At 34.3% G+C, this 26,818-nt stretch carries 25 protein-coding genes, 1 other RNA gene and 2 pseudogenes; 16 read left to right on the plus strand and 12 right to left on the minus strand.

The window, feature by feature from the left end:
* Positions 1-562 precede the first annotated feature (562 nt).
* From rsmI to VKJ25_RS06315, 5 genes are all read right to left on the minus strand, one after another.
* Positions 563-1,405, minus strand: coding sequence for a 16S rRNA (cytidine(1402)-2'-O)-methyltransferase (rsmI, locus tag VKJ25_RS06295; RefSeq protein ID WP_324235775.1), 843 nt, complete (start codon positions 1,403-1,405; stop codon positions 563-565).
* Between the two features lie 666 nt (positions 1,406-2,071).
* Positions 2,072-2,500 (minus strand): hypothetical protein, encoded by a 429-nt coding sequence (locus VKJ25_RS06300; RefSeq protein WP_324235776.1) that lies wholly within the window; start codon positions 2,498-2,500, stop codon positions 2,072-2,074.
* Positions 2,501-2,581: 81 nt separating this feature from the next.
* A complete protein-coding gene (locus VKJ25_RS06305; protein WP_324235777.1) occupies positions 2,582-2,938 on the minus strand; it encodes a phasin family protein in 357 nt (118 codons plus the stop codon).
* Positions 2,939-2,964: 26 nt separating this feature from the next.
* Positions 2,965-3,061, minus strand: an RNA gene (gene ffs, locus VKJ25_RS06310) — signal recognition particle sRNA small type.
* Positions 3,062-3,084: 23 nt separating this feature from the next.
* On the minus strand, positions 3,085-3,351 hold the full coding sequence (locus tag VKJ25_RS06315) for a YciI family protein (protein ID WP_324235778.1): 267 nt from the start codon (positions 3,349-3,351) through the stop codon (positions 3,085-3,087).
* Between the two features lie 23 nt (positions 3,352-3,374).
* On the opposite strand from VKJ25_RS06315, the gene VKJ25_RS06320 reads away from it, so the two are divergent.
* The 4 genes from VKJ25_RS06320 (at position 3,375) to VKJ25_RS06335 (ending at position 5,346) form a co-directional block, all read left to right on the plus strand.
* Positions 3,375-3,938 carry a 2'-5' RNA ligase family protein gene (locus VKJ25_RS06320; RefSeq protein ID WP_324235779.1) on the plus strand — a complete coding sequence of 188 codons (564 nt, stop codon included), beginning with the start codon at positions 3,375-3,377 and terminating at the stop codon, positions 3,936-3,938.
* Positions 3,939-3,996: 58 nt separating this feature from the next.
* On the plus strand, positions 3,997-4,122 hold the full coding sequence (locus VKJ25_RS06325) for a hypothetical protein (RefSeq protein WP_324235780.1): 126 nt from the start codon (positions 3,997-3,999) through the stop codon (positions 4,120-4,122).
* Between the two features lie 135 nt (positions 4,123-4,257).
* Complete coding sequence (locus tag VKJ25_RS06330) at positions 4,258-4,569, plus strand: transposase family protein (protein WP_324235781.1); 312 nt, start codon at positions 4,258-4,260, stop codon at positions 4,567-4,569.
* Between the two features lie 540 nt (positions 4,570-5,109).
* On the plus strand, positions 5,110-5,346 hold the full coding sequence (locus tag VKJ25_RS06335; RefSeq protein ID WP_324235782.1) for a hypothetical protein: 237 nt from the start codon (positions 5,110-5,112) through the stop codon (positions 5,344-5,346).
* Positions 5,347-5,378: 32 nt separating this feature from the next.
* On the opposite strand, the gene VKJ25_RS06340 is transcribed toward VKJ25_RS06335, so the two are convergent.
* Together VKJ25_RS06340 and VKJ25_RS06345 are read right to left on the minus strand one after the other, a co-directional pair.
* Positions 5,379-5,525 (minus strand): hypothetical protein, encoded by a 147-nt coding sequence (locus tag VKJ25_RS06340; RefSeq protein WP_324235783.1) that lies wholly within the window; start codon positions 5,523-5,525, stop codon positions 5,379-5,381.
* 17 nt (positions 5,526-5,542) lie between these two features.
* Complete coding sequence (locus VKJ25_RS06345) at positions 5,543-5,701, minus strand: hypothetical protein (RefSeq protein ID WP_324235784.1); 159 nt, start codon at positions 5,699-5,701, stop codon at positions 5,543-5,545.
* A 316-nt stretch (positions 5,702-6,017) separates the two neighbouring features.
* Here VKJ25_RS06345 and VKJ25_RS06350 point away from each other — a divergent pair, with 316 nt between their 5' ends.
* Entirely contained in the window at positions 6,018-6,215 is a 198-nt protein-coding gene (locus VKJ25_RS06350; protein WP_324235785.1) for a hypothetical protein, read from the plus strand.
* 225 nt (positions 6,216-6,440) lie between these two features.
* Positions 6,441-6,635: a hypothetical protein gene (locus VKJ25_RS06355; RefSeq protein WP_324235786.1), complete on the plus strand. Its 195-nt coding sequence runs from the start codon at positions 6,441-6,443 to the stop codon at positions 6,633-6,635.
* Positions 6,636-7,992: 1,357 nt separating this feature from the next.
* Here the strand turns inward: VKJ25_RS06355 and VKJ25_RS06360 are convergent.
* A complete protein-coding gene (locus tag VKJ25_RS06360; protein WP_324235787.1) occupies positions 7,993-8,163 on the minus strand; it encodes a chlorophyll a/b-binding protein in 171 nt (56 codons plus the stop codon).
* A 146-nt stretch (positions 8,164-8,309) separates the two neighbouring features.
* Here VKJ25_RS06360 and VKJ25_RS06365 point away from each other — a divergent pair, with 146 nt between their 5' ends.
* From VKJ25_RS06365 to VKJ25_RS06385, 5 genes and pseudogenes are all read left to right on the plus strand, one after another.
* Positions 8,310-8,882 (plus strand): DUF3611 family protein, encoded by a 573-nt coding sequence (locus VKJ25_RS06365; protein ID WP_324235788.1) that lies wholly within the window; start codon positions 8,310-8,312, stop codon positions 8,880-8,882.
* A gap of 1,540 nt (positions 8,883-10,422) precedes the next feature.
* Positions 10,423-10,710: an HU family DNA-binding protein gene (locus VKJ25_RS06370; RefSeq protein ID WP_324235789.1), complete on the plus strand. Its 288-nt coding sequence runs from the start codon at positions 10,423-10,425 to the stop codon at positions 10,708-10,710.
* A gap of 13 nt (positions 10,711-10,723) precedes the next feature.
* Positions 10,724-11,782, plus strand: coding sequence for a threonine-phosphate decarboxylase CobD (cobD, locus tag VKJ25_RS06375; protein ID WP_324235790.1), 1,059 nt, complete (start codon positions 10,724-10,726; stop codon positions 11,780-11,782).
* 158 nt (positions 11,783-11,940) lie between these two features.
* A pseudogene (locus VKJ25_RS06380) lies at positions 11,941-12,643 on the plus strand (IS1 family transposase).
* Between the two features lie 271 nt (positions 12,644-12,914).
* Positions 12,915-14,378, plus strand: a complete 1,464-nt coding sequence (locus VKJ25_RS06385) for a dihydrolipoyl dehydrogenase family protein (RefSeq protein WP_324235791.1) — start codon at positions 12,915-12,917, stop codon at positions 14,376-14,378.
* A gap of 642 nt (positions 14,379-15,020) precedes the next feature.
* Here VKJ25_RS06385 and smpB read toward each other — a convergent pair.
* From smpB to VKJ25_RS06400, 3 genes are all read right to left on the minus strand, one after another.
* Positions 15,021-15,491, minus strand: coding sequence for an SsrA-binding protein SmpB (smpB, locus tag VKJ25_RS06390; protein WP_324235792.1), 471 nt, complete (start codon positions 15,489-15,491; stop codon positions 15,021-15,023).
* A gap of 207 nt (positions 15,492-15,698) precedes the next feature.
* A complete protein-coding gene (locus tag VKJ25_RS06395; protein ID WP_324235793.1) occupies positions 15,699-16,514 on the minus strand; it encodes a hypothetical protein in 816 nt (271 codons plus the stop codon).
* A 278-nt stretch (positions 16,515-16,792) separates the two neighbouring features.
* Positions 16,793-19,504, minus strand: a complete 2,712-nt coding sequence (locus VKJ25_RS06400) for a DEAD/DEAH box helicase (protein WP_324235794.1) — start codon at positions 19,502-19,504, stop codon at positions 16,793-16,795.
* 1,013 nt (positions 19,505-20,517) lie between these two features.
* Between VKJ25_RS06400 and psaK the strand changes: the two genes are divergently transcribed.
* The 5 genes and pseudogenes from psaK (at position 20,518) to VKJ25_RS24480 (ending at position 25,122) form a co-directional block, all read left to right on the plus strand.
* Positions 20,518-20,778 carry a photosystem I reaction center subunit PsaK gene (gene psaK, locus VKJ25_RS06405; RefSeq protein ID WP_324235795.1) on the plus strand — a complete coding sequence of 87 codons (261 nt, stop codon included), beginning with the start codon at positions 20,518-20,520 and terminating at the stop codon, positions 20,776-20,778.
* Between the two features lie 109 nt (positions 20,779-20,887).
* Positions 20,888-21,367 (plus strand): hypothetical protein, encoded by a 480-nt coding sequence (locus VKJ25_RS06410; protein WP_324235796.1) that lies wholly within the window; start codon positions 20,888-20,890, stop codon positions 21,365-21,367.
* A gap of 877 nt (positions 21,368-22,244) precedes the next feature.
* Complete coding sequence (locus VKJ25_RS06415) at positions 22,245-23,264, plus strand: nitrilase-related carbon-nitrogen hydrolase (RefSeq protein ID WP_324235797.1); 1,020 nt, start codon at positions 22,245-22,247, stop codon at positions 23,262-23,264.
* 599 nt (positions 23,265-23,863) lie between these two features.
* A complete protein-coding gene (locus VKJ25_RS24475; RefSeq protein WP_375340307.1) occupies positions 23,864-24,397 on the plus strand; it encodes an aldehyde dehydrogenase family protein in 534 nt (177 codons plus the stop codon).
* A 20-nt stretch (positions 24,398-24,417) separates the two neighbouring features.
* A pseudogene (locus tag VKJ25_RS24480) lies at positions 24,418-25,122 on the plus strand (aldehyde dehydrogenase family protein).
* A 1,105-nt stretch (positions 25,123-26,227) separates the two neighbouring features.
* Here VKJ25_RS24480 and VKJ25_RS06425 read toward each other — a convergent pair.
* A complete protein-coding gene (locus VKJ25_RS06425; RefSeq protein WP_324235798.1) occupies positions 26,228-26,818 on the minus strand; it encodes a hypothetical protein in 591 nt (196 codons plus the stop codon).

Below are 26,818 nucleotides of genomic sequence, written 5' to 3' on the forward strand. Positions count from 1 at the left end.
TTTTGAGTGGTTATGGAAAGATAATATTTGTTTGTTTGAGTTTGAGAAATTCTACTACAGGAAAACTTTCCTAAATTTTTCTACTGATTAAATTAGAAATTTTAATTTGATTAAGAGTTGAGGCTAAATTTCTGAAGTGGTAGTTGGAAGTGGTTATGGAAAGATAATATTTGTTTGTTTGAGTTTGAGAAATTCTACTATAGGAAAACTTGTCTAAATTTTTCTACTCATTATTTCTGAAGTGGTAGTTGGAAGTGGTTGTGGAAAGATAATATTTGTTAACACACAAAGCTTAAAGGGTTTTTCTCATAACACAAAGTGTCAAAAAACTACTAAATTAATCTTGAAAACTATGGACTTTTTCCCACAAAACTTGGAAAAATTTAGAACAATTAATAGCTGTAACTATTACCTATTGCTCCCTTATTCATTGCCTACCTTCACCAACAGAATTGTTCAGCAAGCTCTAACTAATATTATCTCTAGATTAAGTGCAAATTTCATCTTTTTTCAAGATTTATCTCTTCTTCCCTCTTCCTTCTTCCCTCTTCCTTCTTCCTTCTTACTTCATTTTTAGAGATATTTGATAAATCTTACTACGAGATACATTAATTTTTTCTGCAAGTTGACGACTAGCTTGAGAACGAGAAATTCCTTGAGCAAAAAGTTCTTGTAACTCCTCTTTAATAGTATCTTCTGATAATACTATTTTTTCTGCTTCAGCACCTGCAATAACAATCGTAAATTCTCCTTTTGGTTGATAATTTTGATAATGAATAATTGCTTCTTCAACACTTCCACGCCAAAATTCTTCATGGAGTTTTGTTAGTTCTCTTGCCAAAACTATTTTTCTATCTTTACCTAACATTTCGGCTAAATCTTCTAGAGTTTGTAATAACCTATAAGGAGACTCATATAAAATAATAGTTTCTGACGAATTAGATAATTTTTCTAATTCTTCTTCTCGTAGTTTAATTTTAGTAGGTAAAAAACCAATAAATATAAATTTGTTAGTCGGTAAACCAGAAGCACTTAATGCTGTAATACTAGCAGTAACTCCCGGTATTGGTACAACAGAAATATTCGCTTCCACACAAGCTTTTACTAACTCATATCCAGGGTCAGATATTCCTGGCATTCCTGCATCAGTTACTAAAGCTATAGTTTTTCCTTGCTTTAGTTTTTCTATTAATTCTGGTATGCGACTTTGTTCATTATGTTGATGGTAACTTAATTGTGGAGTTTCGATTTGAAAATATTGTAATAATTTTCCTGTATGACGAGTGTCTTCCGCTGCTATTAAATCTACCTTTTGTAATGTTTGAATGGCTCTAAATGTTGTATCCTGTAAGTTGCCTATTGGTGTACCAACTATGTAGAGAGTTGATAAATTTATTTCACTCATAATATTATGTCCGGTTGAATAATTAGACTTTGGTGGAAGGAAAGCAGCTATGCTGAAGCTTTTCTGACATTTAACCTTGATTTTATAAACAGACTATGCTAACGGACATGATATAATGACAATTACCATAAACTTTGCTATATTTGGATTTTCTATTAGACATCTCCAAAAATAAAAATTAAAATCAATTATCCCATACGAAATTATCAATTCTTCTTCCCTATTCCCTGTTCCCTCTTTTCTGGAGATGTCATATAGCAACCGACAAGGCGATTAGGACATGGACTGATGATAGATATCAGACTTTTCCAACTGTTCCCAGTTAAGTGTTCCCTGCTATGAATATTATTTGTTCGACCAAATGCTTGATAAAGTGGTAATTACGCTTATGAAGAACAGTAATTTTTCCAGTTTCCAAGTATAGCAAGAAGGCATGAGAAATGGTATGACTTGACTCTTCTACCTTCTTATAGTTATTCTGAATAAGAATGAAACATTTTTTTAGCTGAAACTCTTTGATAGTAAGAAATTATTGTCTCAGTCTAAACCAGAATGACTATATTTTCTTGAAATTTGATTGATAAATAAACAAAGTCATTTTAAAATATTGTAGGGACGTTCCATGGAACGTCCCTACACTGAATGAAAATTGCTTTAATATTTAATTTAATTAAGACTGCTAGTATATGATTCCCAGTCTGGACAACTTTCGTCTTCCACACCATAAGGGTGCATCGCACAAACTAATAGATTTCCTCCATAAGCTTGACCATGATAATGAGTACATCCTCTACAAGCTGGATGATTTTCTAATGTAGGTTTTACACGATCAACAAAATGATAGTCTACTTCTTCTTCCTGTGTCTCAACATCAAAGTCTAAGTAAACTTCAATTCTTGGTTCAATTAAATCATTGAGATACTCATCTAATTCTGCAATAATATTAGTCTGTATCTCTTCAGTAATTTCTTCAGAGAATTTTCCCCACTCTTCAAAAACTTCTGAAATTTCTTCTGCCATTTCATTAAAAAAACCCTCTACTTCCATCATGGCATTTTCTATTACTTCAAAGAAGTTTTTTGACCAATCTTCCATTATAATCTCTTTCGACTTTCCTTCAAAATTTTGACTACTAATAAAATTCCTTCAATCTTGCTCTGATTTGGGAATATAAATTTAGTCTTTTTGTAAATGATGTAATTCATCTTGCAACTTCTTTATTTCTTGACGCATTCTATCTACTTCTGTAGAACTATCGTCTTCTGAAATAATTTCTATACGGCGTGGTTCATTAGGTCTTGTTTCCGAATATGAATCTATAGGTCCTTGCTCCATAGATTTATTCATCATATCTTCCACAAATCTACGAGCTTCTTCTGTGGTCATTTCACCACGCTTAACCATTTCATCTGCCAGCTTTTGGGTTTCTGTCCTTAGTTCTGCCAACTTCTCGCTAGCTTTCTCACCTGCATAAGAAGCTAGTCCCACTCCTAGATAAACAGCCCTTTGAAAAATTCCTCCCAAATTATCCATAATATGTTCATGGCTCCTTTAAATTGGGTGACCCGGAGTCAACGCCTACTATAAGCATCCCGTGTTGCTGCTACCTTCCGGTCCTGACAAGGTTTAGGTGTTATGGTCGCGATGGTCCGAATCGTTTATTACTATAACATAAATTTTCATTCTGCAACTATATACCACTGATAAATTTCATAAGTTACGCAATTATTTTTAATTAGGGGGTCTTCGGCTACTATTTTTTCTGCTTCTGCCATAGATGCAGCCTCAAATAGCAGCATTCCGCCTCCCTTTTTTGCCCAATAACCACTTTTGGCTTTATGTCCTTTAGCAATTAATTCTTGGACATAAGCTATATGGTCTGGCACATACTGGTCAAATATTGGCTTTTCTACTATACCTTTTTCTATTTTGGCAAACCAAGGCATTTTATTTTTTAAATTTTAATTTTATGGGTTTATCTAAACGTTTATTATTTGTGGCTCTTGTGCCACCAGAAAATATTCAAAACCAAGTTACGAAAATTAAGGAATATTTTGCTCAAGAATATAATAGCAGTCATGCTTTAAAGTCTGTACCTCATATTACTTTACAACCTCCTTTTAAATGGGCGACTGAAAATTTAAGTTTGGTGCAGGAGTCGTTAGAGATTTTTGCTCAAAAATGTTCTACTTTTCCGATTACTTTGTCTGGTTTTTCTGCTTTTCCTCCTCGTGTTATTTATGTTAATGTTGTGAAAACTCCAGAACTTTTAAAAATACAAAAAGATTTAATTGAGTTTACAGAAACTACTTTGGGAATTGTGCATCCCCCTTCAAAAATGCGCCCTTTTTGTCCTCATGTTACTGTAGCTTTTCGAGACTTAAGTAAACCAAATTTTCGATCAGCTTGGTTGGAGTTTAGGGAGCGATCGCTTCACTTAGAATTTACAGTTTCTCAGTTAACTTTATTAATTCATAGTGGTAGAGGGTGGGATATTTGTAATGAGTTTGCTTTTTCAAAATTAAGGGAATAAAAATATTGATTTTTTCTGTTAAAATAGACTTGTAATTAATTGATAATAAGACATTGTTTTGGATTATAAATTTAATTGGTTGATAACTAAAAAAAAGCAAAATATTGGCAAACAAAAATTTAATTTATGTTTGGCATCAACTATTTTCCACGATTCTTATCAATTAACAATTTATGCTGAATAATATAGTCAAAATTAAGATGAATGAAGCAGGTATATTAAGGTTTTTTGTCGATACCTTTAAAGAAAGAAATAAATCAGGGCTATTTCATTCTAAATGCTATGATATGTATGTTAATTTAGAATCAAATTAACATACATGAGCAAAGTAGCTATTTTTAAAGCTTTTGAAGAAATGCCCGACTCTAGACGAAAACAAGGAACTAGACACTCCCTACAATTATGTTTAGCTTTGTTTACTCTCGCAGTAGCTGCGGTAAATCAGGGATTTTTGGCCATAGGAGATTGGCTAAAATATCATCATCAAGAATTGAAAGACTTGTTCCATGTTGAGGGTATTCCCTCCTATAGTGCTATTAGAAGAGTATTACTCCAAGTTGATTATCTTGACTATGCTGGCACCTTAGCGAACTTTTTTTGGTGTGAAGCCAGAAGTAGGAGAAACCATTAGTCTGGACGGTAAAACCTTGAAAGGTTCTTATCTAACTCAAGAAGATAATCCTGAAAGCGAGCCACATCCAGCTATTACTTTAGTAACTTCTTACTTAGTGGAAAGGGGACTAATATCGCCTTAAATACAAGTAGAGCCAGGCAGTAACGAAATTACAGCCTTACCAAATTTAACTAGGAGTTTGGCTGTGGAGGGAGTAGTCTTCTCCTTTGATGCTTTGAACACACAAAAAAACCCTTCAAACGATTCGCGAAACCTCAAACCATTATCTAGCTGCTGTTAAAGGTAATCAACCAACTCTTTATAGCCAGATGGCTACCTAATTTGAGCCTAGCGAATCTTGCCAGACACTCAACAAAGCCCATGGACGAATCGAAAAGCGTCTGGTGGAAATTATGAGAGTAGATCCAGATGATTACCCTGACTGACCTGATATCAAAACTATTATCAGAGTACATAGGCACAGAAGTCTGACTCATCAAGCTGAAGAGGAAACCTGTTACTATATTACTGATTTAACTGAATCAGCCATATCTTTAGGTGAAAGAAGTCGTGGTCATTGGGTTGTGGAAAATAGGCTTCACGTTAGTTAAAGATGTGACTTTTGGTGAGGATCGTTCTCGAATCCGCACTGGGTTTCTGCCTCATTTGTTGGCGATCGCTCGTAATTTAGCTATTAATCTTTATCGTCAGGCAGGTTTCACCAATATTGCTCAAGCTCAACGATTATGCAGTTATGGCCTTAAGCATATTCTCGAACTTTTTAGAATGAAATAGCCCTGATATAATTCTGAGAATAAGAATTAAAATTATAGCTCAAACCCGCCCCTACCCCATGCACCATTTTTCGGTGTAATTGTAAGTAAGATAAATTCAAAAGTTTTTCTGAGGCGATCGCTAAAAAACCAACCTTTCCTCATAAATTTGTATAGAGGTTCCGAGAAACTTCCATACATTCTTTTTTCAGATATATCTAATTTGGTCTATGAATAATTTTCTCCACTATTCGTTGCTTCATCTTCCCATCAATGCCAATTAAACGAACATAATCATTTTGAAGTTTTCCGTGGATTTGGTTTTTTTTATCTAAAATCGAAAGTTTTACCACAACTGCGATATAATTAATAGTCATGCTTCGAGTGTATAAGCTTGCTTGAAAAAGACTTTAACAATTGTCAAGAGTAAGGAGCAAATTCGATATTACTTTCTGAATTAATTTATAAGTATAAAAATAAAAATACTACTTTAGTTCAGCTAGAAGTTAAGTTTGGTGTTTACCCTCCTTCAAAAACAGAGAAAAAACTTGTTATAGTCATTCTGGTTTAGACTGAGACAATAATTTCTTACTGTTAAAAGGTTTCAGCTAAAAAAAATGTTTCATTCTTATTCAGAATAACTATAGTTGTTATGTTTATGAGGATAGTGCATCTGTAGATTCAATAGAGATCGTGAAGCTTACTGACTCTTTTAATATTACAATAAAAGGCTTTAAATTAAAGGAATTTGTCAAAGAGCAATACTGGGTATTAATAGATTTTTTTCATGGGCAACCTGGAGGAGGAGAAAGAGAAATTTGCTATACTAGAGAAACTGCTTTAGAACTTCAAAGCTTTAAAGAAATTTCTTCAAAGCTAAGTATTAGTTGATCTCAAAAAGTAGGAGTTTATTTTTTTAAGTTAAGAAATGAGATATCCAATTAGTTAAGTAGATTAACAGGTGAGAGAGTTACTATTTCTGACAAAACTTCTAAACAACATATAACAAAAATACTACCCCAACCTTTTGAATGGTATTTTGTCATCTACCAACTAATTGATGTATATACAATTAATGCAGTAAAATACACGCCAAAAAACTATAACATTTATTTCATGTCAAATGAAAAAAAAGAGTATGAAGACTATAGAGAAAAGTCAAAAAAACAAGAAGCAGACTACTTAGCTAAAATAAATTTTGAATCTGGGTTAAAGAAGCCTAGTTATGTGTCTGACTTTAACTTTAAATCAGAGACTTTTGAAGTTACAACTCTTTATTTTGGCGATAAATGTTATCCCCCATTAAAGTAAACTATTTCAGCTGTGGTGCAATATAAAGTTCCACTGATTAACCACAATATAAAAAGATGAAAAATATTGGTAAAAAATCTACTTCTATCCCTACTATTAATTTTTTCCTCAAGTAGTGCTAATTTCTGCAGTACATTTATGTGTATTTTTGTCAATTATCAGTTAAATAGGGTGGAGAAAATTAGTTAGTCATCCTTCCAGCAATAAAGAGTGATCGCCACCTAAAACAACAAGATAATAAGGGTTTACAAGTTTATTTTTTGATTAAGCAATAAACCTCCTGTGGAGTATAATTAAATTTACCATATCACGAAATTGGGAAAAATCGCTGAAAGTATTGAAAATTTGTTAGTTTATCTAACGATATTATTATTAGGGATTGATGATAAAGTTTTAAAATTTAAAAGACATAACCTAAAAAGTATAATTAAAACTTGTTAAATATCTCTGAACATTATTGAGGCAAACATTTTGAGAAAAAAAGACATCTATAATATGTAGATGTCTTTCTTAAATACGGATATTTTAGATAATAATGTACAAGGAGTGAAGAATAAAATTCTTATGGTGCAGTCATCTTGCTTGGGAAAAGATGAAAAATATTGGTAAAAAGTTTACTTCTATTCCTACTATTAATTTTTTCCTGATGCAATGCTAATTTCGGAAATACATACAAATGTATTTTTGTCAATTGCCAGTTAAATAGGATGCAGAAAATTAGTTAGTCATCCTTCCAGTAATGAAGAGCGATCGCTACTAAAACAACAAGATAATAAGGGTTGACAAGTTTATTTTTTGATTAACCAATAAACTCCCCTTTGATTATAATTAAATTTACCATATCACGAAATTGGGAAAAATCCCTCAAAGTATTGAAAATTTGTTAATTTATCGAACGATATTATTATTAGGGATTGATGATAAAGTTTTAAAATTTAAAAGACATAACCTAAAAAGTATAATTAAAACTTGTTAAATATCTCTAACTACTATTCAGATCGAGGTTTTGAGAAAAAAAAGACATCTATAATATGTAGATGTCTTTCTTAAATACGGATATTTTAGATAATGATGTACAAGGAGTGAAGAATAAAATTCTCATGGTGCAGTCATCTTGTCTGGGAAAAGATGAAAAATATTGGTAAAAAGTCTACTTCTATTCCTACTATTAATTTTTTCCTGATGCAGTGCTAATTTCTGAAATACATATAAATGTATTTTTGTCAATTACCAGTTAAATTAGGGTGGAAAAAATTTGCAATATGAAATTGTTTGTGACAAAAAAATGTAGGGGTTTGGTCTCCAAACCCCTACGAGCAAAATATTACAACCTATGCACGGATTGCTATATCAAGTTCTAATTGAAACCCAACCAAGAAAGTAAACCTTCTCTGGTAAAATATTCAATTGCTAAAGTCAACACAAAGCCAATCATTGCTGCTCTACCATTTAGACGTTCTGCATATTGGTTGAATCCGAACTTTGGCTCATTTAAGTTAGGAGTAGTAGTAGGTTTTGGTTCTGTCATTATTAATTGGCCTGAAATTTAATAGTGTTTCTTAATAGAGTTGTTTCTTTACAATTCTTAAATATATTCTAAAAGGAGTTAACTGAACGTCAAGCATATCTGTGTAAAAATTTTAAAGAAGTTAAAAATATACCAGCAGAAGAAATATGTCAAATTCATCAGACTCAACTTCTTCCTTGCCTCCTACAGTTAAACAAGTAGCCCAAGCTCTCAGGTTAGGTGGTTGGGCTTGCTTTTGGGTACAACTTGTGTTGGGGATAATTTCTGGCATAATTTTTCTGTTTGCTGTAGTGGCTTTACCAGGTCAGAAACCTGGAGCAGGTTCAGGAGGTGGATTATTTTTTGCTGTTTGTGGACTTGTGGTACTGTCATTTAGTATTTACTTGGCCTTTCGTTATACTCGTTTAGCCAGAGATTTGCGATCGCCTACACCTTCTTTAAGGCCAAGTAGGGCAGATACAACTCAACAAGTGAAAAGGACTTTAATTGCTAATCTGATTGGTATGAGCCTAACTTTATTTGGGGCAGAAGCAATGGGGGGAATTTTGTTAGGTAAGTCATTAGCTAGACCACAAATATTGATTGAAAGCACTGCTAATCTGAGAGAGTTTATTCAACCACTAGACATTTTTATAGTTTTGGGTAATACTCACATGATTGTAGCCCATTTTATTGGAATCGTAGTAGGACTATTATTGCTTGACAGGGTTTACAAGTAGTCAACTGAATAATGGACAATTGATAATTAGGGTTTGCTGATTAAATCTAAAAGGATTAACAGACAAAGCTTAAAGGCTTTTTCTAATCACAGAGATTTTCAAAAAACTACTCAATTAACCTGGAAAATTCTGGATTTTTTCTCACAAAACTTGGAAAAATTTAGAACAATTAATGGCTGTAACTATTGCCCCCATAGCATTGCCCATTGCCTACCTTCGCCAACAGACTTTTTCAGCCAACCCTAATTAATTTTCAAAGGTTTAAAGCCTCTGCTTTTTAGGAGCGATAATTAGCCGAGTTTCCCCTATAGTGGGATGGCATACTTCGGATCGGAGTGGCTCTTCTATTCCCTCCTTGACGCTACACATTTCATGGCCCGCAGCCTTCACCAAGTTGGGGGTTAGCTAAACTCCATATCCAAATTTACTAAGAAAAAAGAAACAAGTCCACACTTGGTTCAATCTTCTCAGTTTTAACTTGAAGCAATTAAGTAGGTAGGTGAAAAAATTTATAAGTAAGTCCGCAGCTACTGTAACGAAGTGAAAAGAAGCAATATAATCGGTTTCAACTGCTTTAAAATTTTGTTACATAGTGACGTTGTATTCACACCAACATACTTAATTTATTATTAATATATCTATAAAATATCAATGCTTAGTGATAAAAATATTATTTATTATACAATTTTTCATGCATTTTTGCTATACTCAGGAGTTGCTGAAGAAATCTAAAAGCATTTATATATAAAGCTTTTAGCATTTTTAGGTATCAAAAAAGTACCAGCTTTTAGGTATCTCATTTTTGGCTCACGGGAAACAGAAAAATCAAAGGACAATTCTTATTCTTACCTCCTCTAAATTTCTCCTGAGTCCTGACTCCTGAGTCGTGACTCCTGATTTCTGACTCCTACCCTTACTAAAAGAAAAGACTGAAGAAGTGCCAACCCTACTTAATAAGCTGGCAAAATCACTTTTCTTCATAACCGGAATTATCATTATATCAAGCATTTGCTCAAACAGATAATATTTATAAATAGAAAACCGAAATATAGCAAAGTTTATGGTAGTTTGTATTACTTCTGACTTCTGACTTCATTCCTTTTCTTGGTCTTTTCAGGCCCAAATTATAATTAAAAACTAAAGAAGTCAAAAAATCTACAGAAATTAGACGTTTCATCGCTCCATATCACCCAAGTACAGATTAGAATAAACCAGTGAAAGCTAGATTATATGAGGTTTTCAGCAAAAAAAAATCCTGATGTTATTTCCAAGACTCATGCTTATGATAAGTAAGAGAATAGGGGAAAGCATTATCATTCAAAGGATATGAGGTTTTGCTAATAAAAAAGGTTGTAGGGGCAGGTTTTCATGTTAAACTAACCAGTTTCACATAAAGCTAGCTAAACCCGCCCCCCCACAAAAAGCCAAATAGTAAAACATCCATATACCCAAAGACCTTACTGGCTGGAATTATGGATTTATTAAATTGCTAAATAAACCCTGCTAGAATACCTTGTCCAACATAAAAAGGAGTATCTAAATGAACAAAGGTGAATTAGTTGACGCAATTGCTAAAAAAGCTGAAGTTACTAAAAAACAAGCCGATGCTGTACTAAGTGCAGCCCTAGAAGCTATCATGGAGGCTGTGGCAGAAGGGGATAAAGTTACCCTAGTGGGCTTTGGTTCATTTGAATCAAGAGAACGCAAAGCACGTGAAGGTCGTAACCCTAAAACAGGGGACAAAATGGAAATTCCTGAAACTACAGTCCCTGCCTTTTCTGCGGGTAAATCTTTCAAAGAGTTAGTGGCCGAAAGAAACGGTAAATAATTATTATCCAGCTTTGACTAAACCAGTACACGGAGGAAATTTAGCTTGGGCGGCCACAATAGCAGGTTGTCCAACATCTGCTATTATTGATTTCTCGGCTAGTATTAATCCTCTAGGGCCACCTAATTCGGCGCTCCAAGCTATTCAAAGCAATATCAATCAACTGAGAGCTTACCCAGACCCTAGTTATCAGGAGTTAAAGAAAGCTATAAGTTTGACTCACCCTCCTCTGACTCCAGAATGGGTTTTGCCTGGCAATGGTGCAGCGGAATTATTAACTTGGGCAGCTCTAGAGTTGTCAAAGCTGGAAACAACTTATTTATTAGTGCCTGCTTTTAGTGACTATTGGCGTGCCTTGAAGACTTTTGCAGCTAATGTAGTTGAATGTCCCCTGGAAATAGGGGAATGGAAATTAGAACAGTTAGCAATAAAATCTGATATAAGCAAAGGACTACTACTTAATAATCCTCACAACCCTACGGGAATGTTGATGGAGCTAGAAAGTATAGTCCCTTTTTTAGAGAAGTTTGGTTTGGTAGTGGTAGATGAAGCATTTATGGATTTCTTGCCACCACCCCAACTTGAAAGTTTAATTCCACTGGTGACTAAATTTGACAATTTGGTTATTTTACGCTCTTTGACTAAATTCTACAGTTTACCTGGACTAAGGATAGGTTATGTAATTTCTCATCCTGAACGCCTTCGGAAATGGGAAAAATGGCGCGACCCTTGGTCTGTAAATAGTTTAGCTATAGCTGCTGCTCAAGCAGTTTTAGAGGATAAAGTTTTTCAGGAGCAAACTTGGAATTGGTTGTCAAAAGCTTGTCCTCAACTATTTCAGGGTTTGGCAGAGTTACCAGGTTTACAACCTTATTCTGGTGCAGCAAATTTTTTATTGGTCAAGTCAGAAAAATCTGTTGACCAGCTACAGATTAAATTACTAAAAGAATATCAAATTTTGATTAGAGATTGTTTGAGTTTTGCTGAATTAGGCGATCGCTATTTTCGAGTAGCTGTCCGTACCCAAGAAGAAAATCAAAAGTTAATTGATGCTTTAGCAAAAATTTTATAGAGAATAGGGAGTAGGGTTGTTTCAGTTATCAGTTCTCAGTTCTCAGTTCTCAGTAGCTCGTGAAATAAGAAATTAGTATATTAAATTTTGGCGTTGGTGAATCAAGCTATGAATTAAGGTATGATTAAAATCAATCAAGATTACTATAGTCTCAAATCATGGAATGTCCCGAATGTAAATCTCATCATATCCGCAAAAACGGAATTAATCGGCAAGGGAAACAAAACTACATCTGTGTTAATTGTTCTCGTCAATTCATTGATAATTATCAATTAGAACAGGGCTATTCTAACGAATTTAAACATGAATGTTTAACAATGTATGTCAATGGTATGGGAATTAGAGCGATCGCTCTTGGTCAAAAAAATTCACCACGCCACTATAATCAATTGGATTAAACAAGTGGGTGAGTTATTGCCCAATAGTTATTCGACACTACTGGACTCCACAGGTGGGAGAATTAGATGAACTGGAGACTTTTGTCGGTAAAAAAAAACAAGATTTGGATATGGACTGCGGTAGATCATTTTAAGAGAGGTATTTTAGAGTGGGTGATTGGAGATCATAGTGCAGAAACCTTTGAACCGTTGTGGGCACAGGTAGAAAAGTGGAACTGTTATTTCTATGTAACAGATGGATGGAAAGTATATCCACAGTTGATTTCAGAGGGGGATCAGATTATTAGTAAAACCTATATGACCAGGGTCGAAGGAGAAAATACAAGACTAAGGCACCCTGAAAGCCAGACTACACCGAAAAACTTTATGTTATTCAAAGTCGGTGGAAATGTTGAAGTATTCTGTCCGTTTACTGATTCATTATCTTTATTGGAAAGATGTTCCAGTTCCTTATCGTTCATAGCTCAATTCACCAACGCCTAAATTTTTAGGTAGTTATGTACAAGTAGTGATATTTGGATAAAAGGGCAACTATGGCTCTTAGATTATTTAGTATGATAGATAAATTATGGCATAGAAATTGCCAATTATTTTCCCCTAGTGCGAGCATCCTGCTCGCACGAGTCTATCTCACCAAACTGAGAAACCCGGTTTCTTAAAGAAACCGGGTTTCTTATGTCTCCCCCTCTCCGCGTCTCCGCTTCTTCGTACTTCCTCTTTATTCTTAATAAATTATGATTGATTATGATGTAGTAATTATAGGTGGAACAATCACAGGTATTTATGCTGCTATTACCGCAACAAAATTTCAAGGACGTGTTGCTCTTGTACAACCTCCTCTTGCAGAAATAAATACAAATAATTCCCCAATTTTTGATAATACTCAAGGATTTCATCACTACAAAATTATCAATCAAATAGCAAATTTTGTTGAACAGATACACCACAAACAACAGTTCGGTATTTATCAAGAAAGTGATGATTTGGGAGAAATTTCAGTTAATTTTAAAGAAGCAAAAAAGTATGCTAATTATGTAATTAATAATCAATTAGCAAAATATGAACCTGCGGTTTTAGCAACTTTAGGAATAGATGTAATTTTTAGTGAGGGAAAATTTGTAGATCGACCTCATCTATCTTTTGTTGTTAAAGGCAGACATTTACGTTCACGGAAATATTTATTAGCTACTCCATCTCAACCTTTAATACCAGAAATTCCAGGATTAATTACTACTGGATTTATTATTCCCCAAAAAATTGAACAACTTTCTAAACAACCTCAAAGTTTAATAGTTATTGGAGGTGATCCTAGTGGAATAGAAATAGCACAAACTTTTTGTCGGTTAGGAACTAAAGTTACGATAGTTGTCAAAAGTTCTTATATTTTAGATAAGGAAGATTCAGAAGCAGCATTTTTAGTTCAAGCTCAGTTAGAGGCGGAAGGTATTAGAATTTTAACTAAAACTAAAGTATCTGAAGTTAGAAAAATAGAGGATAAAAAATTTGTTTTAGTAGGAGATGAAGTGATAGAAACTGATGAAATTATTTTGGCAGCAGGTAATAAATCAAGTTTAGAAAATTTTAATTTGGAAGCAGTGGGAGTGAAGTTTAAAAATAATAAGTTGTTGTTAAATAAAAAGTTGCAAACGACTAATTATCGGATTTATGCTTGTGGAGATTTATTAGGAGGATATTCTTTTCCTCATATTGCTAATTATGAAGCTAAAATAGCAATCAAAAATATTCTGTATTTACCTATTTTTTCAGTTAACTATAATAGTATTCCTTGGGCAATATTCTCAGAACCACAATTAGCAAGAGTTGGTTTAACTGAACAACAAGCTAGACAACGTTATGGAGAAAATGTATTAGTTTGGCGAGAAAATTTTAAAAATATTGCTCGGGCACAAATTTTGAGCAAAACAACAGGATTTTGTAAAATTGTTGGTCATCGTAATGGGAAAATTTTAGGAGTTTCCATAGTAGGGAATCAAGCAAGTGAAATAATTCATGTTATGGCATTAGCTATTCGTCAAGAAATAAAAATAGAGGCGATTGCTGAATTACCTAATGTTTGGCCGACAATATCAGAAATTAATGCTCAAACAGCAACAGCATGGTTAAGGCAAAAACGAGAAAAAAATCAAATACTTAAAGATTTGCTAGAAAATTTATTTCATTGGCGACGTTCATTCTAGAGGAAGCAATAACTAATCAGGAATAAGTAATCAGGAATAAGAAAATTGTGCTAAATTTAAAGTTATAGGTTAAGAGTAAGATGCCCGTACTTGTAGAAACAAATTCTATAGAAAAAAGATAATAAATAACATCGAAACTCCAATTTTTATGAAACGCCAAGATATAACTTTAGGTGACACACTATTACGAATAATATTATAAGAAGTAATAAATAATAAGTAAGAAGTAATCAGGAAGAAGAAAATTGTGCTAAATATAAGGTTATACGTTAAGAGTTAAGATGCCTATACTTGTAGAAACAAATTATTGAAAAAAGATAATAAATAACATCGAAACTCCAATTTTTATGAAACGCCAAGATGTAACTTTAGTTGACACACTATTTAGCATTTCCTTTCTTACGGAATGCTTCGCAAATAACTATCAGCCGATAACTGATAGCTGAATGGTTACTTAATAATGAGTTATATTATGTCCGGTTGAATAATTAGACTTTGGTGGAAGGAAGGCAGAAGGTAGCTATGCTGGAGGCAAAAGGTTTTATCTCATTTTCACCTGAATTTTATAAACGCTCCGATGCTACCGGACATGATATTAATAACAAATAGCTGATAGTTGATAGCTGATAGCTGAATGCTTACTTAATATTGTTTAATTGCTCTTTGCATAGCTCGTTTATCATCTCGACGCTTAATAGTTTCACGTTTATCATAAAGTTTTTTACCTTGAGCTAAACCAATATCAACTTTTACCCAACCATGTTTAAAATACATTCTTAAAGGTACTAAAGTTAATCCTTGTTGTTCTACTTTTCCTATTAGTTTCTGAATCTCTTGTTTATGTAATAATAACTTTCTACTACGTCGAGGTTCGTGATTAAAAAAATCTCCTGCTTTTTGATATGGAGAAATATGAACATTAAGTAACCATGCTTCATTATGACGAATTAAAGCATAACCATCCCGCAAGTTAACTTTACCTTCCCGGATTGATTTTACTTCTGTTCCTTGTAATGCCACCCCAGCTTCATAAGTCTCTAATATGTGATAATTAAATCTTGCCTGACGATTATCAGCAATTAGTTTTTGCCCTTCACCACTTTTTTTACTCATAATTTATTCTACTTATTTTTTTATCCTATATTAGCATTCAGCTATCAGCTTTAGACATCTCCAGAAATAAAAAATCGAATCAATTATCACGACAAGAAATTATCAATTCTTTCTTCCCATTGCCTATTGCCGATTGCCTCTTTTCCGAAGATGTCTTTTTTTTAAGAGTCAAGCAAAAATTGCTGATAACTGATAACTGAAAAAGAATCAAGCAAAAATTGCTGATAACTGATAACTGTTAACTGATAACTGAATTAAGCGTAATCGCTGTAAAATAACCATCTTAGAATTAATCACTGAAGTTCGAGCTACTATTCTGCCTTGAGAGTTAATTAGTGCTAATTTAGCAAAGTCTAAATCTTGCACTTCTTCAAACATTTGAGTAACTAATTTATCTTGTTCCTCTTGAGTCATTTCATACCAACTATCACTCACTTCAGCAATTAATAAATTAATGGGAAAATCAAATTTTAAAGATTCAACAATTCCACCACCATATTCATTAACTAAATCATCAATCTGATTCTGAATTGATACCAGAAAAACTTGCTCTGGTGTTAATTTTGGAGGTTCAGGTACAATGGACTCTAGAAAATCAGGAGCTTCAGGCAATGTCAAATCAGAAATTTCCTCATTTTCTTTAGAAAGTAAAGACTCTGCCATAGCGATCGCCTCTGTTGATTGAGATTCAACTACAGAAATATCTGCTACTTCAGTAGTAGGTTTGTTAGAAGAAAAAGAAACAAAAATAATTACCAAAATTAGGACAAAAATAGCAGTAATCGCCCCAGTCAATAACCTATCAGAAAGCTTCTGATTAACAGACTCTGGTAGAAAGGAACGAACTAACCCGAAAACTTGCTGCCCAAATCCAGGTTTCGGTACACCTGATTCATTCTCAGTAATAGGTTGTTCTTGAGGTTGAGTTTCAGAAGCAGCAGAATAAGTTTCAGTTGTTTCCTGGGAAACTGCTTCTGTATCAGGTTGTTGGAAAATTGGTTGATTTGATTGGTATTCTGACATTTTTTTATATCTTTTGAACAAAACACAATGGATAATTGATAATTAGGGTTTGCTAATTAAATATCAAAGAATTGATTAGTAAAAGTTTAAGCAACTTTAGGTCAGAAAAAAGTACCAGCTTTTAGGTCTCTAAAGCACCGTTCCCGAAAAATCAAAAGTCACGACTTTAAAGAAACTAAAGGTAGAAAAATCGAAGAAAAATTATTTTTCCTACTGCTTCTATCTTCTCACCCTCCACGCACTTTCCACAATTCCCAGACTTCCCAAACCTGGAGACGTCAATTAACCACTTCATTAACTGGAAAACGATCTATCAACTGCATTGCCCGACAAGCATTCCGTTGCAAAACATCAGATAAATGAGGCACATGAGGAATTTGAGACAAAAAATCCAAAGTCCGACGTAAAATCCGGACAACATCTCCCTCATCCAAACTTGTACTTGCCACCAACTCCTGCCATTCCACCCCCAGTGCCCACTGTTCCACCAAACCAATTACATCTCGTTCCCACCAAACAGGTAAAGCTGCCCCATATCGATATTGAACCTGAATTAACTGTTGTCGTAAACCACGCAAACTAGCCAAAACTTCTTGTACCTCAACAGACAACTCATAACGAGTCCAACTATCAGGTCTACTAATCTCCGTCACCAAACCAGCACAAGCAGCAGCCAAATGATGAGGGTCAAGTAGTTCCAAAGCACCAGACATTAACGCTAAACCAAGCCATAATTCATTATCGCCCCTAATTGCAGCACAAGCTTGACCAATATTCGTCGGCTTAACTCCATGCAGACAACCAAAATACTGCAAAATTTCAATTAAATTAAGAAACTCTTGCCAATGACGTGCCAATTTATCCTCCAAACTGGTTTGGCGGTCTTCTATTTCTTCCTTCAACATTTCCATCCGTCGCCAACCTTTTATTATAGTCCGAGGGTTTCCCCACTCCCTCAAAGGATGTTCCTCACTTTGGGCTTCTACTATTACCACTTTCTGTATTTGTGCTAAAACTTCTGGAGGTTTTACTGGTAGACCTACTACTGGAATTTGTTGAGCCAAAGCTAGAGAAAATTCATCTCCTTTGCGACATTGCCCCAATCTCAAATCAATTTCCACAGGCAATTCCATATCATCCACAGCAATCAAACGTGGCAAATCTGCCTGTAAAGCCACAACATCCATTGCTGCCACCACATACCACCGATTATCCCCTCCCAAACACAAGAAATAAAGAGATTGACCAGAACCAGGAATTTTTGCCACCAAGACCGCTGGTATTGGTTCTGAAGTAGATTTTTTAGCAGTAGGAACGTGCTTTCCTTTCAAACTAACTATAGTTCCCAAGACAGCAAAAGATAAAGATAAAGAAATTTCTCTAATCCTGGTTTCTTCTGCTTGCCTTTCCAAAATTTTCAGCAGTCGTTTTTCCTCCTTTAGTTTTTCCTGTAACTTTTCATAACTTGCCAGTAATTTTTCTAGATTAATCCAATCATTCTCTTCATAAATTCCTAACTTATTCTCAACAGAAATCAATTCCTCTAACCTTTGGTCAATCACTTTTTGCTCTGGCAATAGAGATAGGGAAGATAAATACTGACCAAAACTGCGTTCTACTAAATCTTTTGCCTCCTCCAAAGTATGAGTTTGGAGTAAATTCAATACCATACCATAACTAGGAGTAAACTGACTTACTAGAGGATCGGCTCCCGCAGTTGCTAAATAAGCTGCCTCTTTAGCACCCTCAAACCTGGTTTGTACAGTTAAAACATAACCTTGATCATCCATCCCTCGCCTTCCTGCCCTACCTGCCATTTGCAGAAATTCTGATGGTCTGAGGAGTCGGTGTCCATCATCTGTACGTTTCGAGAGACTGGAAATAACTGTTGTGCGAGCTGGCATATTTATTCCTGCCGCTAAGGTTTCTGTGGCAAAGACTACTTTGATTAAGCCTTGCTGAAATAATTCTTCTACTAATGCTTTCCAGACGGGTAACATTCCAGCATGGTGAGCTGCTATGCCTCTGGTGAGAGGTTCTAATTGTTGAGACCTTGCTAAGTCTGGGTTGCGGTTGAGAAATTCTCGTATTAGGGTTTGTAGTCTAGCTACTTCTGTTTCGTTAACTAAGGTCAGATTATTTAGTTGTACTAATTCTGTTACTGCACGAGCGCATCCTCTACGGCTGAATATAAAGTAGATGGCTGGTAACATATCTCGTTCTTTGAGTTGAGACAAGACTGTTGATAAGGTCGGTTCTTGTTGTCTTTCGATTTTACCTCTGCCTGTTTGTCTAGTTTTAGACTTAAGTTGAGGATTAATTCTTTTTTGATTGTTATGAAGTAAGGGAAATAAACCTTTATTGTTGGAGAAGTTAAATTGCAGAGGGACTGGTCGAAAATCAGAGTAGATTAGTTCGGTAGAACCGTGTACTTTGGCAATCCAATCTGTGAGTTGGTCGCTGTTGGCTACTGTGGCTGAGAGGGCTAATAGTTGGATTTCTGATGGGCAGTAAATTATTGATTCTTCCCAGACTGTTCCTCTTTGGCGGTCGTTCATGTAGTGGCATTCGTCTAGAACTACTGCTTCTACTTTTTCTAGGGATGTGCCTATTTCTCCAATGGGAGTACCATACAACATATTGCGGAAAATTTCTGTGGTCATTACCAAGATTGGTGCTTCCCGGTTGACAGATGTATCTCCTGTTACTAGCCCTACTCTTTCTGTCCCAAATAAGTTGCGGAAATCCCGTAATTTTTGGTTAGACAGGGCTTTTAGGGGTGTGGTATAAAATACTCGTTGCCCACGACTTAGGGCGCGGTAGATGGCATATTCTCCAATTAGGGTTTTGCCTGAGCCTGTGGGGGCACAAACAACTACTGATTTTCCAGCGTTAAGGGCGGCGATCGCCTGTTTCTGGAAGTTGTCTAATTGAAATGGAAATAAGGTCTTCAGATCCAACTCTCGGTTGTTCTGGGTTGAGTATGACACTAAAATTTATTTTCTTGACTTTACAGAGGTTATGTGATAAAGTCTAACTCCTGCTTTTCATCAGGAGGTATAGACTTTAATATTTTATTTTAACTATATATTTCAAAGGTTTTAAGTTTGAAGCCACTAGACGATACAAGACGTCAACATTCAGCACTCAGTTATAAGTAATCAGAAGAGTGCTTTTTCTCAAATATTTTTGAGCGCCAATGTTAAATAGGGTTTGTTGAAAAAACCAGAGTGTTAGAAGTGTAGAAAGATTGAATCTTGTTTGCTAAAAATTCTAACTGTTTGAGAATGAAGCAGCTCAAAACTAGCTACTTTTTCAATACCTAACAAAACTCAAATATTTATCTATATATTTTTAAGTAGCCCTGACTTTGAGGAACTTCTTAGTTGAAAGAGGAAACAGGTAGGTAATAGGGAACAGGAAAAAATAATTAATTATTTCTGGAGAAGAGTGCTTTTTCTCAAATATTTTTGAGCGCCAATCTTAAATAGGGTTTGCTGAAAAAACCAGAGTGTTAGAAGTGTAGAAAGATTGAATCTTGTTTGCTAAAAATTCTAACTTTTTGAGAATGAAGCAGCTCAAAACTAGCTACTTTTTCAATACCTAACAAAACTCAAATATTTATCTATAAAAATGTTTTTAAGTAGTCCTGACTTTGAGGAACTTCTTAGTTGAAAGAGGAAACAGGTAGGTAATAGGGAACAGGAAAAAAGAATTAATTATTTCTGGATAATATTGGAGATGTACAATACTAATTACTGATAGCTGATAGCTGATAGCTGATAGCTGAATGCTTACCTTATTTTTAATCAGCAAAACAATCAATATGTCAGAGTACACTGCTATATTTTCGATTTTTTGAGACGTTTATTAATAAGTTAGTCTTAATTTCTTCTAAAATTTGTAAAGAATTATTGCTAAGTCTTACTAAGAAAAAAAAAGGCACAATTTTTTGGTATAAAGATGCCACTGAGGTTTTCAATTTACACATATAAAGGAAAAAATGCTTTACTCAACTTTATTAACACTTGGCCCTAATACTTTTAGCTGGAGTCCAAAAATTGCTCTAATAATGATCGTCTGCAATATTGTAGCGATCGCTTTTGCTAAGTTCACAGTTAAATATCCTAGCGTTGGGCCAGCTATGCCTAGCTCCAACTTGTTTGGTGGTTTTGGGGTAGCTGGTGTTTTAGCAACTACAAGCTTCGGTCATATTTTAGGTGCAGGTGTGATCCTTGGTTTGGCAAATTTAGGTAGTCTGTAGATTATTTAGACAAATCAAATCAATAATTTAACTTACATTGTTTTTAGGTAACTTCTTTCAAGTTACCTTATTTGTTTATTAGTATTGTACAATAGTTGAGGAAAAAATCATGGGTACTAAAGAAGCATCTCTTTTATTAGGTTTCTCCCGTAAACGTCTTCTAGATTTATTAGCTGAAGGAAGAGTAAAAGGAGCTTATAAAAATGGTAGATTCTGGGAAATACCAGTTTATGAGGATGAAATGCCTATAATAATTCCGGGTCGGCGCGGTCCGAAAGGTAAGTGGCGGACAAAAAAATCTACTAAACCAACAATGATTCATGTTAATCAAAGCAAAATTAAAGGTAATATCGGTAAGCCTCCAGCAAAGCTAGAACCTGTTCTTTCAGTTAAGGACGGTGATCGTAATGATTATGGTTATCAATTAAATATTACAGGTCCTTGCCAAATCATATATCGACCTTACAAACCGACAGCTTGTGGCGCTCGCTTGTGGATTAATACTTATGAGCGAGTGGAATTTATAGATACTCAGTTTAATCCGGTTACTGCTAGGCAGCCTAGCAAAAAAATATATAGGGTTGGCTGAAAAAGTTTTTTACTTGAGGTGAGGAGCCAGAATTGGTGAATCCAGAATCCGTATGGGAATAAGAATCATAGAAGAGGTAGCCAGAAGAATCTTACTCTAATTTTTGACCCCTATCTTGTCTTGCCCAAAATCCTAGATTTTTAAGCTGGAATCACCTAAGAGCTGGTACTTTATTAGTATCTATAAATGCTGAAAGCAGTGCCCGTCAACACTTTGATAAATAATTCAGTCAGCCCTATATATATAGATACTTAGGATCATCAAAAAAGAATATTTATTCCCTAGAAAATTTTAACTGACAATAACTTCAGCCAATTTGTGCTGTTTACTTATAGAAAAATTGCAGTGTATTTATTAGGGTTTAAAAATTTTCCCTTAATTTTGAAATCTCTTCATACAATACAACACTTATCGTTGCTCTGAGTTACAAGAAATAGAATTTTGACAAGGTAAAATTTTTTGCTTATTTTCTATCTCCCCATCTGCCTAATACCAATTTCACAAAAGAATGATACAAAAAAGTTTTTCTTAATCAGATATACTTAAAAATGGCTGCCATAATTTATTTTAGGTAGATTTATCTATTATATTTATCCTTTTTTATATTTTTCCATATTCTTCTTTCCTTCTTTTTCTTTGTTTATACCATCGGAAACTTTAGAAACTTTTCTGTTTTCTCTTTACTATTTTCCTCCTCCAGTCTAAATTTTTACCAAGACTTACACCAAGGTACTATTTATAGAGTTAAAAAACTATTGTGCAATAGTTATAGACGCTACATATAGCGTATATGCCTAATTTGTAATTACTATTTTGAGTTGACAGAAATAATAATGTTTGAAGTGGAAATATTTTATCAAATTCATATTAGCCAACTATGATTAAAGCTACTAATCAAATTCTCCCTTTCCAAGCTTTAGCTCTTCAAATCAAAGCTGAGGTAGTAAATCAGGCCAATGACCGCCAAGAAGCGCGAGGGATGATTGAACAAAAGATCGACCGGATTGCTCAACAAATAGCTGCCAGTAAGGCATTTATTGGGTCAAACTGTAAATTAGTGCTATTACCAGAATATTTCCTGACAAGTTTCCCAATGGCAGAGTCTTTAACAACTTGGGCAAAAAAAGCTTGTTTAGAAATGACAGACCCCATCTACGATCGCTTAGGAGAAATTGCTCAAAGAAATAATATTTTTCTGGCAGGTAATGCTTACGAACTTGATCCTAACTTTCCCAAACTATATTTTCAAAATTGCTTTGTTTTTGACCCTAGTGGCAATATGGTATTACGCTACCGCCGTCTCAACTGGATGTTTGCTCCTACTCCCCATGATGTTTGGGATAAATATCTTGATTGTTATGGTTTAGAAGGTGTATTTCCTGTTGCCAAAACAGCGATCAGTAATCTTGCTGCTGTTGCCTCTGATGAAATTTTATTCCCAGAAGTGACCCGATGTTTAGGGATGCGGGGAGCAGAAATTTTACTTCATCCGACCTCGGAAATTTATGGGCAAGCTAGATCGCCAAAAGAAGCTGCTAAAGTTTCCCGCCCTGTGGAAAATATGATGTATGTTATTTCTGCTAATACTGCTGGTATTGTTAATACTTCTATTCCTGAAGTTTCTGTTGATGGAGGTTCCAAAATTCTTGACTATCGAGGTTTAATATTAGCAGAAACTGGGCAAGGAGAAAGTATGGCAGCTTATGCAGAAATTGATATTACTGTTCTGCGTCAGTATCGCCGTCAAGTGGGAATGAAAAATTTGTTAGCTAGACAACGGTGGGATGCTTATACAGAAAGTTATAGTCAGTTTTATGGTTATCCAGCTAATAGTATGGATAGTAAAGTTGTGGAACGAAAACATTTTATTGAAACTCAACGTGCCACTATTGAATAGTTAGTAAAAAAAGATATTATATAAAATTTAGGGAGTAGGGAGTAGGGATTAGTTAAGAGCGAGGATAAGATGACACGCAAATTCACTATAGTTGATAAATGATCGAAAATTTTCTCTGAATAATTTAGAGAAAAAATCTATTGAAAATCTTTGGTAAATCACCCAAAACTTCATCAGACAATTTTATCTTCTTTCCAGTTATTTGAAAATATTTAAGTGACTATTAAAGTTTTGACACTCTAGTTAAATATCAGACTTTCCCCAACTTTTTCAATATCGAATTTTTCCCGAAATAACTTAGGATTGCTATCTCATCTTTGCAGTTATTTAAAAATTGATAGAATATGCTTCTAATACTCAAAATTTTAAGCACTCAGTTATTAGCATTCCCCAGGAAATGCTTACTTAAAATTTACTAAATCAAAAAAAGAAAAGAATCATTTATGGTTAATCAAATTGAAGTGCCCAATCCACATTCTGGCAAAATAGATTATTTCATTAATCCTCCAAGAACAGCATAAATTATTGCCAAATATATCAATTTACGCCAGACACAAATTGAGTGGCAAAAGTTAGAAATAGAAAGACGAGTTGAGGTAATTCAAAAATCGAAGAAAGCAATTTTATCCAACCCCAAAAAATTAACATTAGCATTAGTAAATGATACAGGTAGACTGATAGAATCAAGAATAGAAATTGAATCTGTAATTAATAATATAGATAGATGGTGTAACTTAGTGCCAGAACTATTAGTAAATGGAGAAATAAAAACTACAACTATTCCATTTATTCAACTAAAAAATAAGTTAATTCCTGATCAGTTAGTTGGTATAATTAGCCCCTGGAATTTCCCGCTATTGTTATCTTTAATAGATGCAATACCATCTCTAATTGCTGGTTGTGCTGTCATAGTTAAACCAAGTGAAATTGTTCCTAGATTTATTCAACCTTTATTAGAAACTATTGCTACTGTTCCCTTGTTAAATGACATTTTTACTTATATTGAAGGAGCTGGAGAAACTGGTGCAAATTTAATAGAATATGTAGATTTTATTTGTTTTACTGGTAGGGTTGCTACAGGTAAAAAACTTGCCGAATCAGCAGCCAAAAATTTTATTCCAGCTTCTTTATAATAGGGATAAAAAATCAAGAAATAGTTCTTACTTTCGCAGATTTAGAGTTAGCAACATCGGCACTTTTATGGGGTTCTGTCCTTAATGCACGGCAGTCATATTTATCAATTGAACGTGTTTATGTCGCCCAATCAATTTTCACAGATTTTATTACTAAATTTACTACAAAAGCTAAAGGTTTGAAGTTAAATTATCCCCATATTGAATATGGAGAAATAAGACCAATTATTTCACTTAAACAGGCAGATATTATTACTGAACATTTACAAGATGCAGTGAGCAAAGGTGCAGTTATTCATTGTGGAGGAAATGTAGAAAAACTAGATGGTGGTTTCTGATGTTTACCTACGGTTTTAAGCGAGGTAAATCATAGCATGAAAATAATGACTGAAGAAACTTTTAGGTCAGTAATACCAGTGATGTCTTTTGCCACTATTGAAGAAGCAGTTAGGTTAGCAAATGATACAATTTATGGTTTAAGTACTACTGTATTTGCAGATTCCGAAACTAAAGCTTTAGAAATTTCTAATCAGATAAATGCTGGTGGAATTAGTATTAATGATGCAGGTTTAACTGCATTAATAAATGAAGGAGAAAAAAATTCTTTTAAGTTTTCCCGTTTAGGTAATTCTCGGATGGGTGCTGATGGTATAAAAAGATTTTTACGGAAAAAAGCTATCTTGAGTAAAGTAAATTCTGCTCCTAATCCTTGGTGGTTTGATTGAAAGAAGAAAGAAGGCAGAAGGCAGAAGGAAAGAAAAGTTGATTATGGCAGAAAGTTTTTTTTGTAAGCATTCAGCCATCAGCTATCAGAAGAGCGCTTCTAGTTTTTGAATAGAAGCTTTATTATTCAGAGATTTCATTTTACTATAAAAGCTAATTTTCAATGTTTTTATTCTTTTAAATATCTTCCTTAAACTTGAGGTTTTTGTTGCTAATGGCTAACAGCTAATAGCTGAATGCTTAAGTTTTTTGATCACTGATTATCCCGACATGATATAATCAGCTCTTATGCATTAGAAACGCAATTTCAAAGTTTGAGATTGCTATCCCGACGGACTGCTTCGCATTTCCTGAGGTCATGCTGCGCTTTCCATGTCGCGGAGCGTTAACGCCCGTTATGCGAAGCGCAAAACGCTGTCCCTTGCGCTGCGAGTCGCGCAATGACAAAAATACGTTACGCCTGCGTAAGTCCTGATAATAAAGGATTGATACTAATTACCAAAAGTAACGCAATGTGCAACTTTTCCTGATTTACTAAATTTAGGGAGTTCTGAAAATAGCCTTTTCAACTTATGGCGATAAGCCGTTATATTTTTGTAGAAACTTGCACACCTAAAAATAATGCCATACTTCAGCCATACTTTAACAGTCAATAGTTACCAAGATTAAAAGTCTGTTTTTGACAATTAAATTATTAGTTAGTTAGTAATTATTTTTCCTACTTTTCCTCTCCCCATACCTCCCACACTTCCCCACCAAATCAGATACAGCATTCATGCATGAGAAATGGCATTAGACGTTAGAAGCTTTATCAAGAAAAGTAGTAGACTGTATCTGAACCTAGCCAACCGCGATCGCCATTTCTTACTTAACAGAGAATAGCCGTTTTGTCAACTTATTTAATTGATGACACGCCCTAAGAAATGAGGATTTATTAACTTCCATATTTCCTGCACAGGAAAATTTCAGTGCGGTACTCTTAATAACCAATATTTGTGGATCATATTTTATCCTCATTCCTAACTTTTTAAATCTGAATCTACCTAAAAGGTAGCACTTTTTTAGACTCAAAAAGCCTAAAATTCTAACTGTAAATAATTACTAGATTTAACCATCATCAACCACATCATCCATCTGAGAGAAAATTTTCTCCATCTCAATATTTGACTCCTCAATTTCAACCTCTATAGAATCATAAGTTGGCTGAATTACAAAAGGTAAATTTGCTCCCATAAACCCTCTTTTAACCCTTTCTGGAGTTTCGGAAAATAAAACAAATAAAGGATAAATTTCTTCTGCTTCTTGATAATAAATATGTTTATAACCTTGAGGCATTACCCACTCATATTCTTTATCTAATAAAACCTGAGTTTCTCGCCAACGAGTCAGTAAATCAGAAAAATCTTCTTGGGGTCGATAAATAAAAACAAAAATTTCTACCCCAGTCTTAACCTTCCATTCCGGGTCACACATAAAAATCCCTAAATCACAGGGTAAAGCCACAGTTTTTCTAGATTCATAACTATCTTTTCTTAACCGAATAATTGGCAAAGGAATAGTAATTAAACTATCTTTAGGCCGACGCAAACTTGGCACCATTTCTAAATACAATCTATATTGTTTAAGCAATGCAATAGCAGCTTTAGGATTACTATATTCAGCTAATAATGCTTCATAATCTGACTTTTTGACAACCAT

It is taken from the genome of Okeania sp. (assembly GCF_035285525.1).
Classification (GTDB): Bacteria; Cyanobacteriota; Cyanobacteriia; order Cyanobacteriales; family Microcoleaceae; genus Trichodesmium.

Bases quoted from the DNA above. Each gene is read 5' to 3' on its own strand.
- rsmI (WP_324235775.1), bottom strand. From the start codon at position 1,405: ATGAGTGAAATAAATTTATCAACTCTCTACATAGTTGGTACACCAATA.
- VKJ25_RS06300 (WP_324235776.1), bottom strand. From the start codon at position 2,500: ATGGAAGATTGGTCAAAAAACTTCTTTGAAGTAATAGAAAATGCCATG.
- VKJ25_RS06305 (WP_324235777.1), bottom strand. From the start codon at position 2,938: ATGGATAATTTGGGAGGAATTTTTCAAAGGGCTGTTTATCTAGGAGTG.
- VKJ25_RS06315 (WP_324235778.1), bottom strand. From the start codon at position 3,351: ATGCCTTGGTTTGCCAAAATAGAAAAAGGTATAGTAGAAAAGCCAATA.
- VKJ25_RS06320 (WP_324235779.1), top strand. From the start codon at position 3,375: ATGGGTTTATCTAAACGTTTATTATTTGTGGCTCTTGTGCCACCAGAA.
- VKJ25_RS06330 (WP_324235781.1), top strand. From the start codon at position 4,258: ATGAGCAAAGTAGCTATTTTTAAAGCTTTTGAAGAAATGCCCGACTCT.
- VKJ25_RS06340 (WP_324235783.1), bottom strand. From the start codon at position 5,525: ATGTATGGAAGTTTCTCGGAACCTCTATACAAATTTATGAGGAAAGGT.
- VKJ25_RS06345 (WP_324235784.1), bottom strand. From the start codon at position 5,701: ATGACTATTAATTATATCGCAGTTGTGGTAAAACTTTCGATTTTAGAT.
- VKJ25_RS06355 (WP_324235786.1), top strand. From the start codon at position 6,441: ATGTCAAATGAAAAAAAAGAGTATGAAGACTATAGAGAAAAGTCAAAA.
- VKJ25_RS06360 (WP_324235787.1), bottom strand. From the start codon at position 8,163: ATGACAGAACCAAAACCTACTACTACTCCTAACTTAAATGAGCCAAAG.
- VKJ25_RS06365 (WP_324235788.1), top strand. From the start codon at position 8,310: ATGTCAAATTCATCAGACTCAACTTCTTCCTTGCCTCCTACAGTTAAA.
- VKJ25_RS06370 (WP_324235789.1), top strand. From the start codon at position 10,423: ATGAACAAAGGTGAATTAGTTGACGCAATTGCTAAAAAAGCTGAAGTT.
- VKJ25_RS06385 (WP_324235791.1), top strand. From the start codon at position 12,915: ATGATTGATTATGATGTAGTAATTATAGGTGGAACAATCACAGGTATT.
- smpB (WP_324235792.1), bottom strand. From the start codon at position 15,491: ATGAGTAAAAAAAGTGGTGAAGGGCAAAAACTAATTGCTGATAATCGT.
- VKJ25_RS06395 (WP_324235793.1), bottom strand. From the start codon at position 16,514: ATGTCAGAATACCAATCAAATCAACCAATTTTCCAACAACCTGATACA.
- psaK (WP_324235795.1), top strand. From the start codon at position 20,518: ATGCTTTACTCAACTTTATTAACACTTGGCCCTAATACTTTTAGCTGG.
- VKJ25_RS06410 (WP_324235796.1), top strand. From the start codon at position 20,888: ATGGGTACTAAAGAAGCATCTCTTTTATTAGGTTTCTCCCGTAAACGT.
- VKJ25_RS06415 (WP_324235797.1), top strand. From the start codon at position 22,245: ATGATTAAAGCTACTAATCAAATTCTCCCTTTCCAAGCTTTAGCTCTT.
- VKJ25_RS06425 (WP_324235798.1), bottom strand. From the start codon at position 26,818: ATGGTTGTCAAAAAGTCAGATTATGAAGCATTATTAGCTGAATATAGT.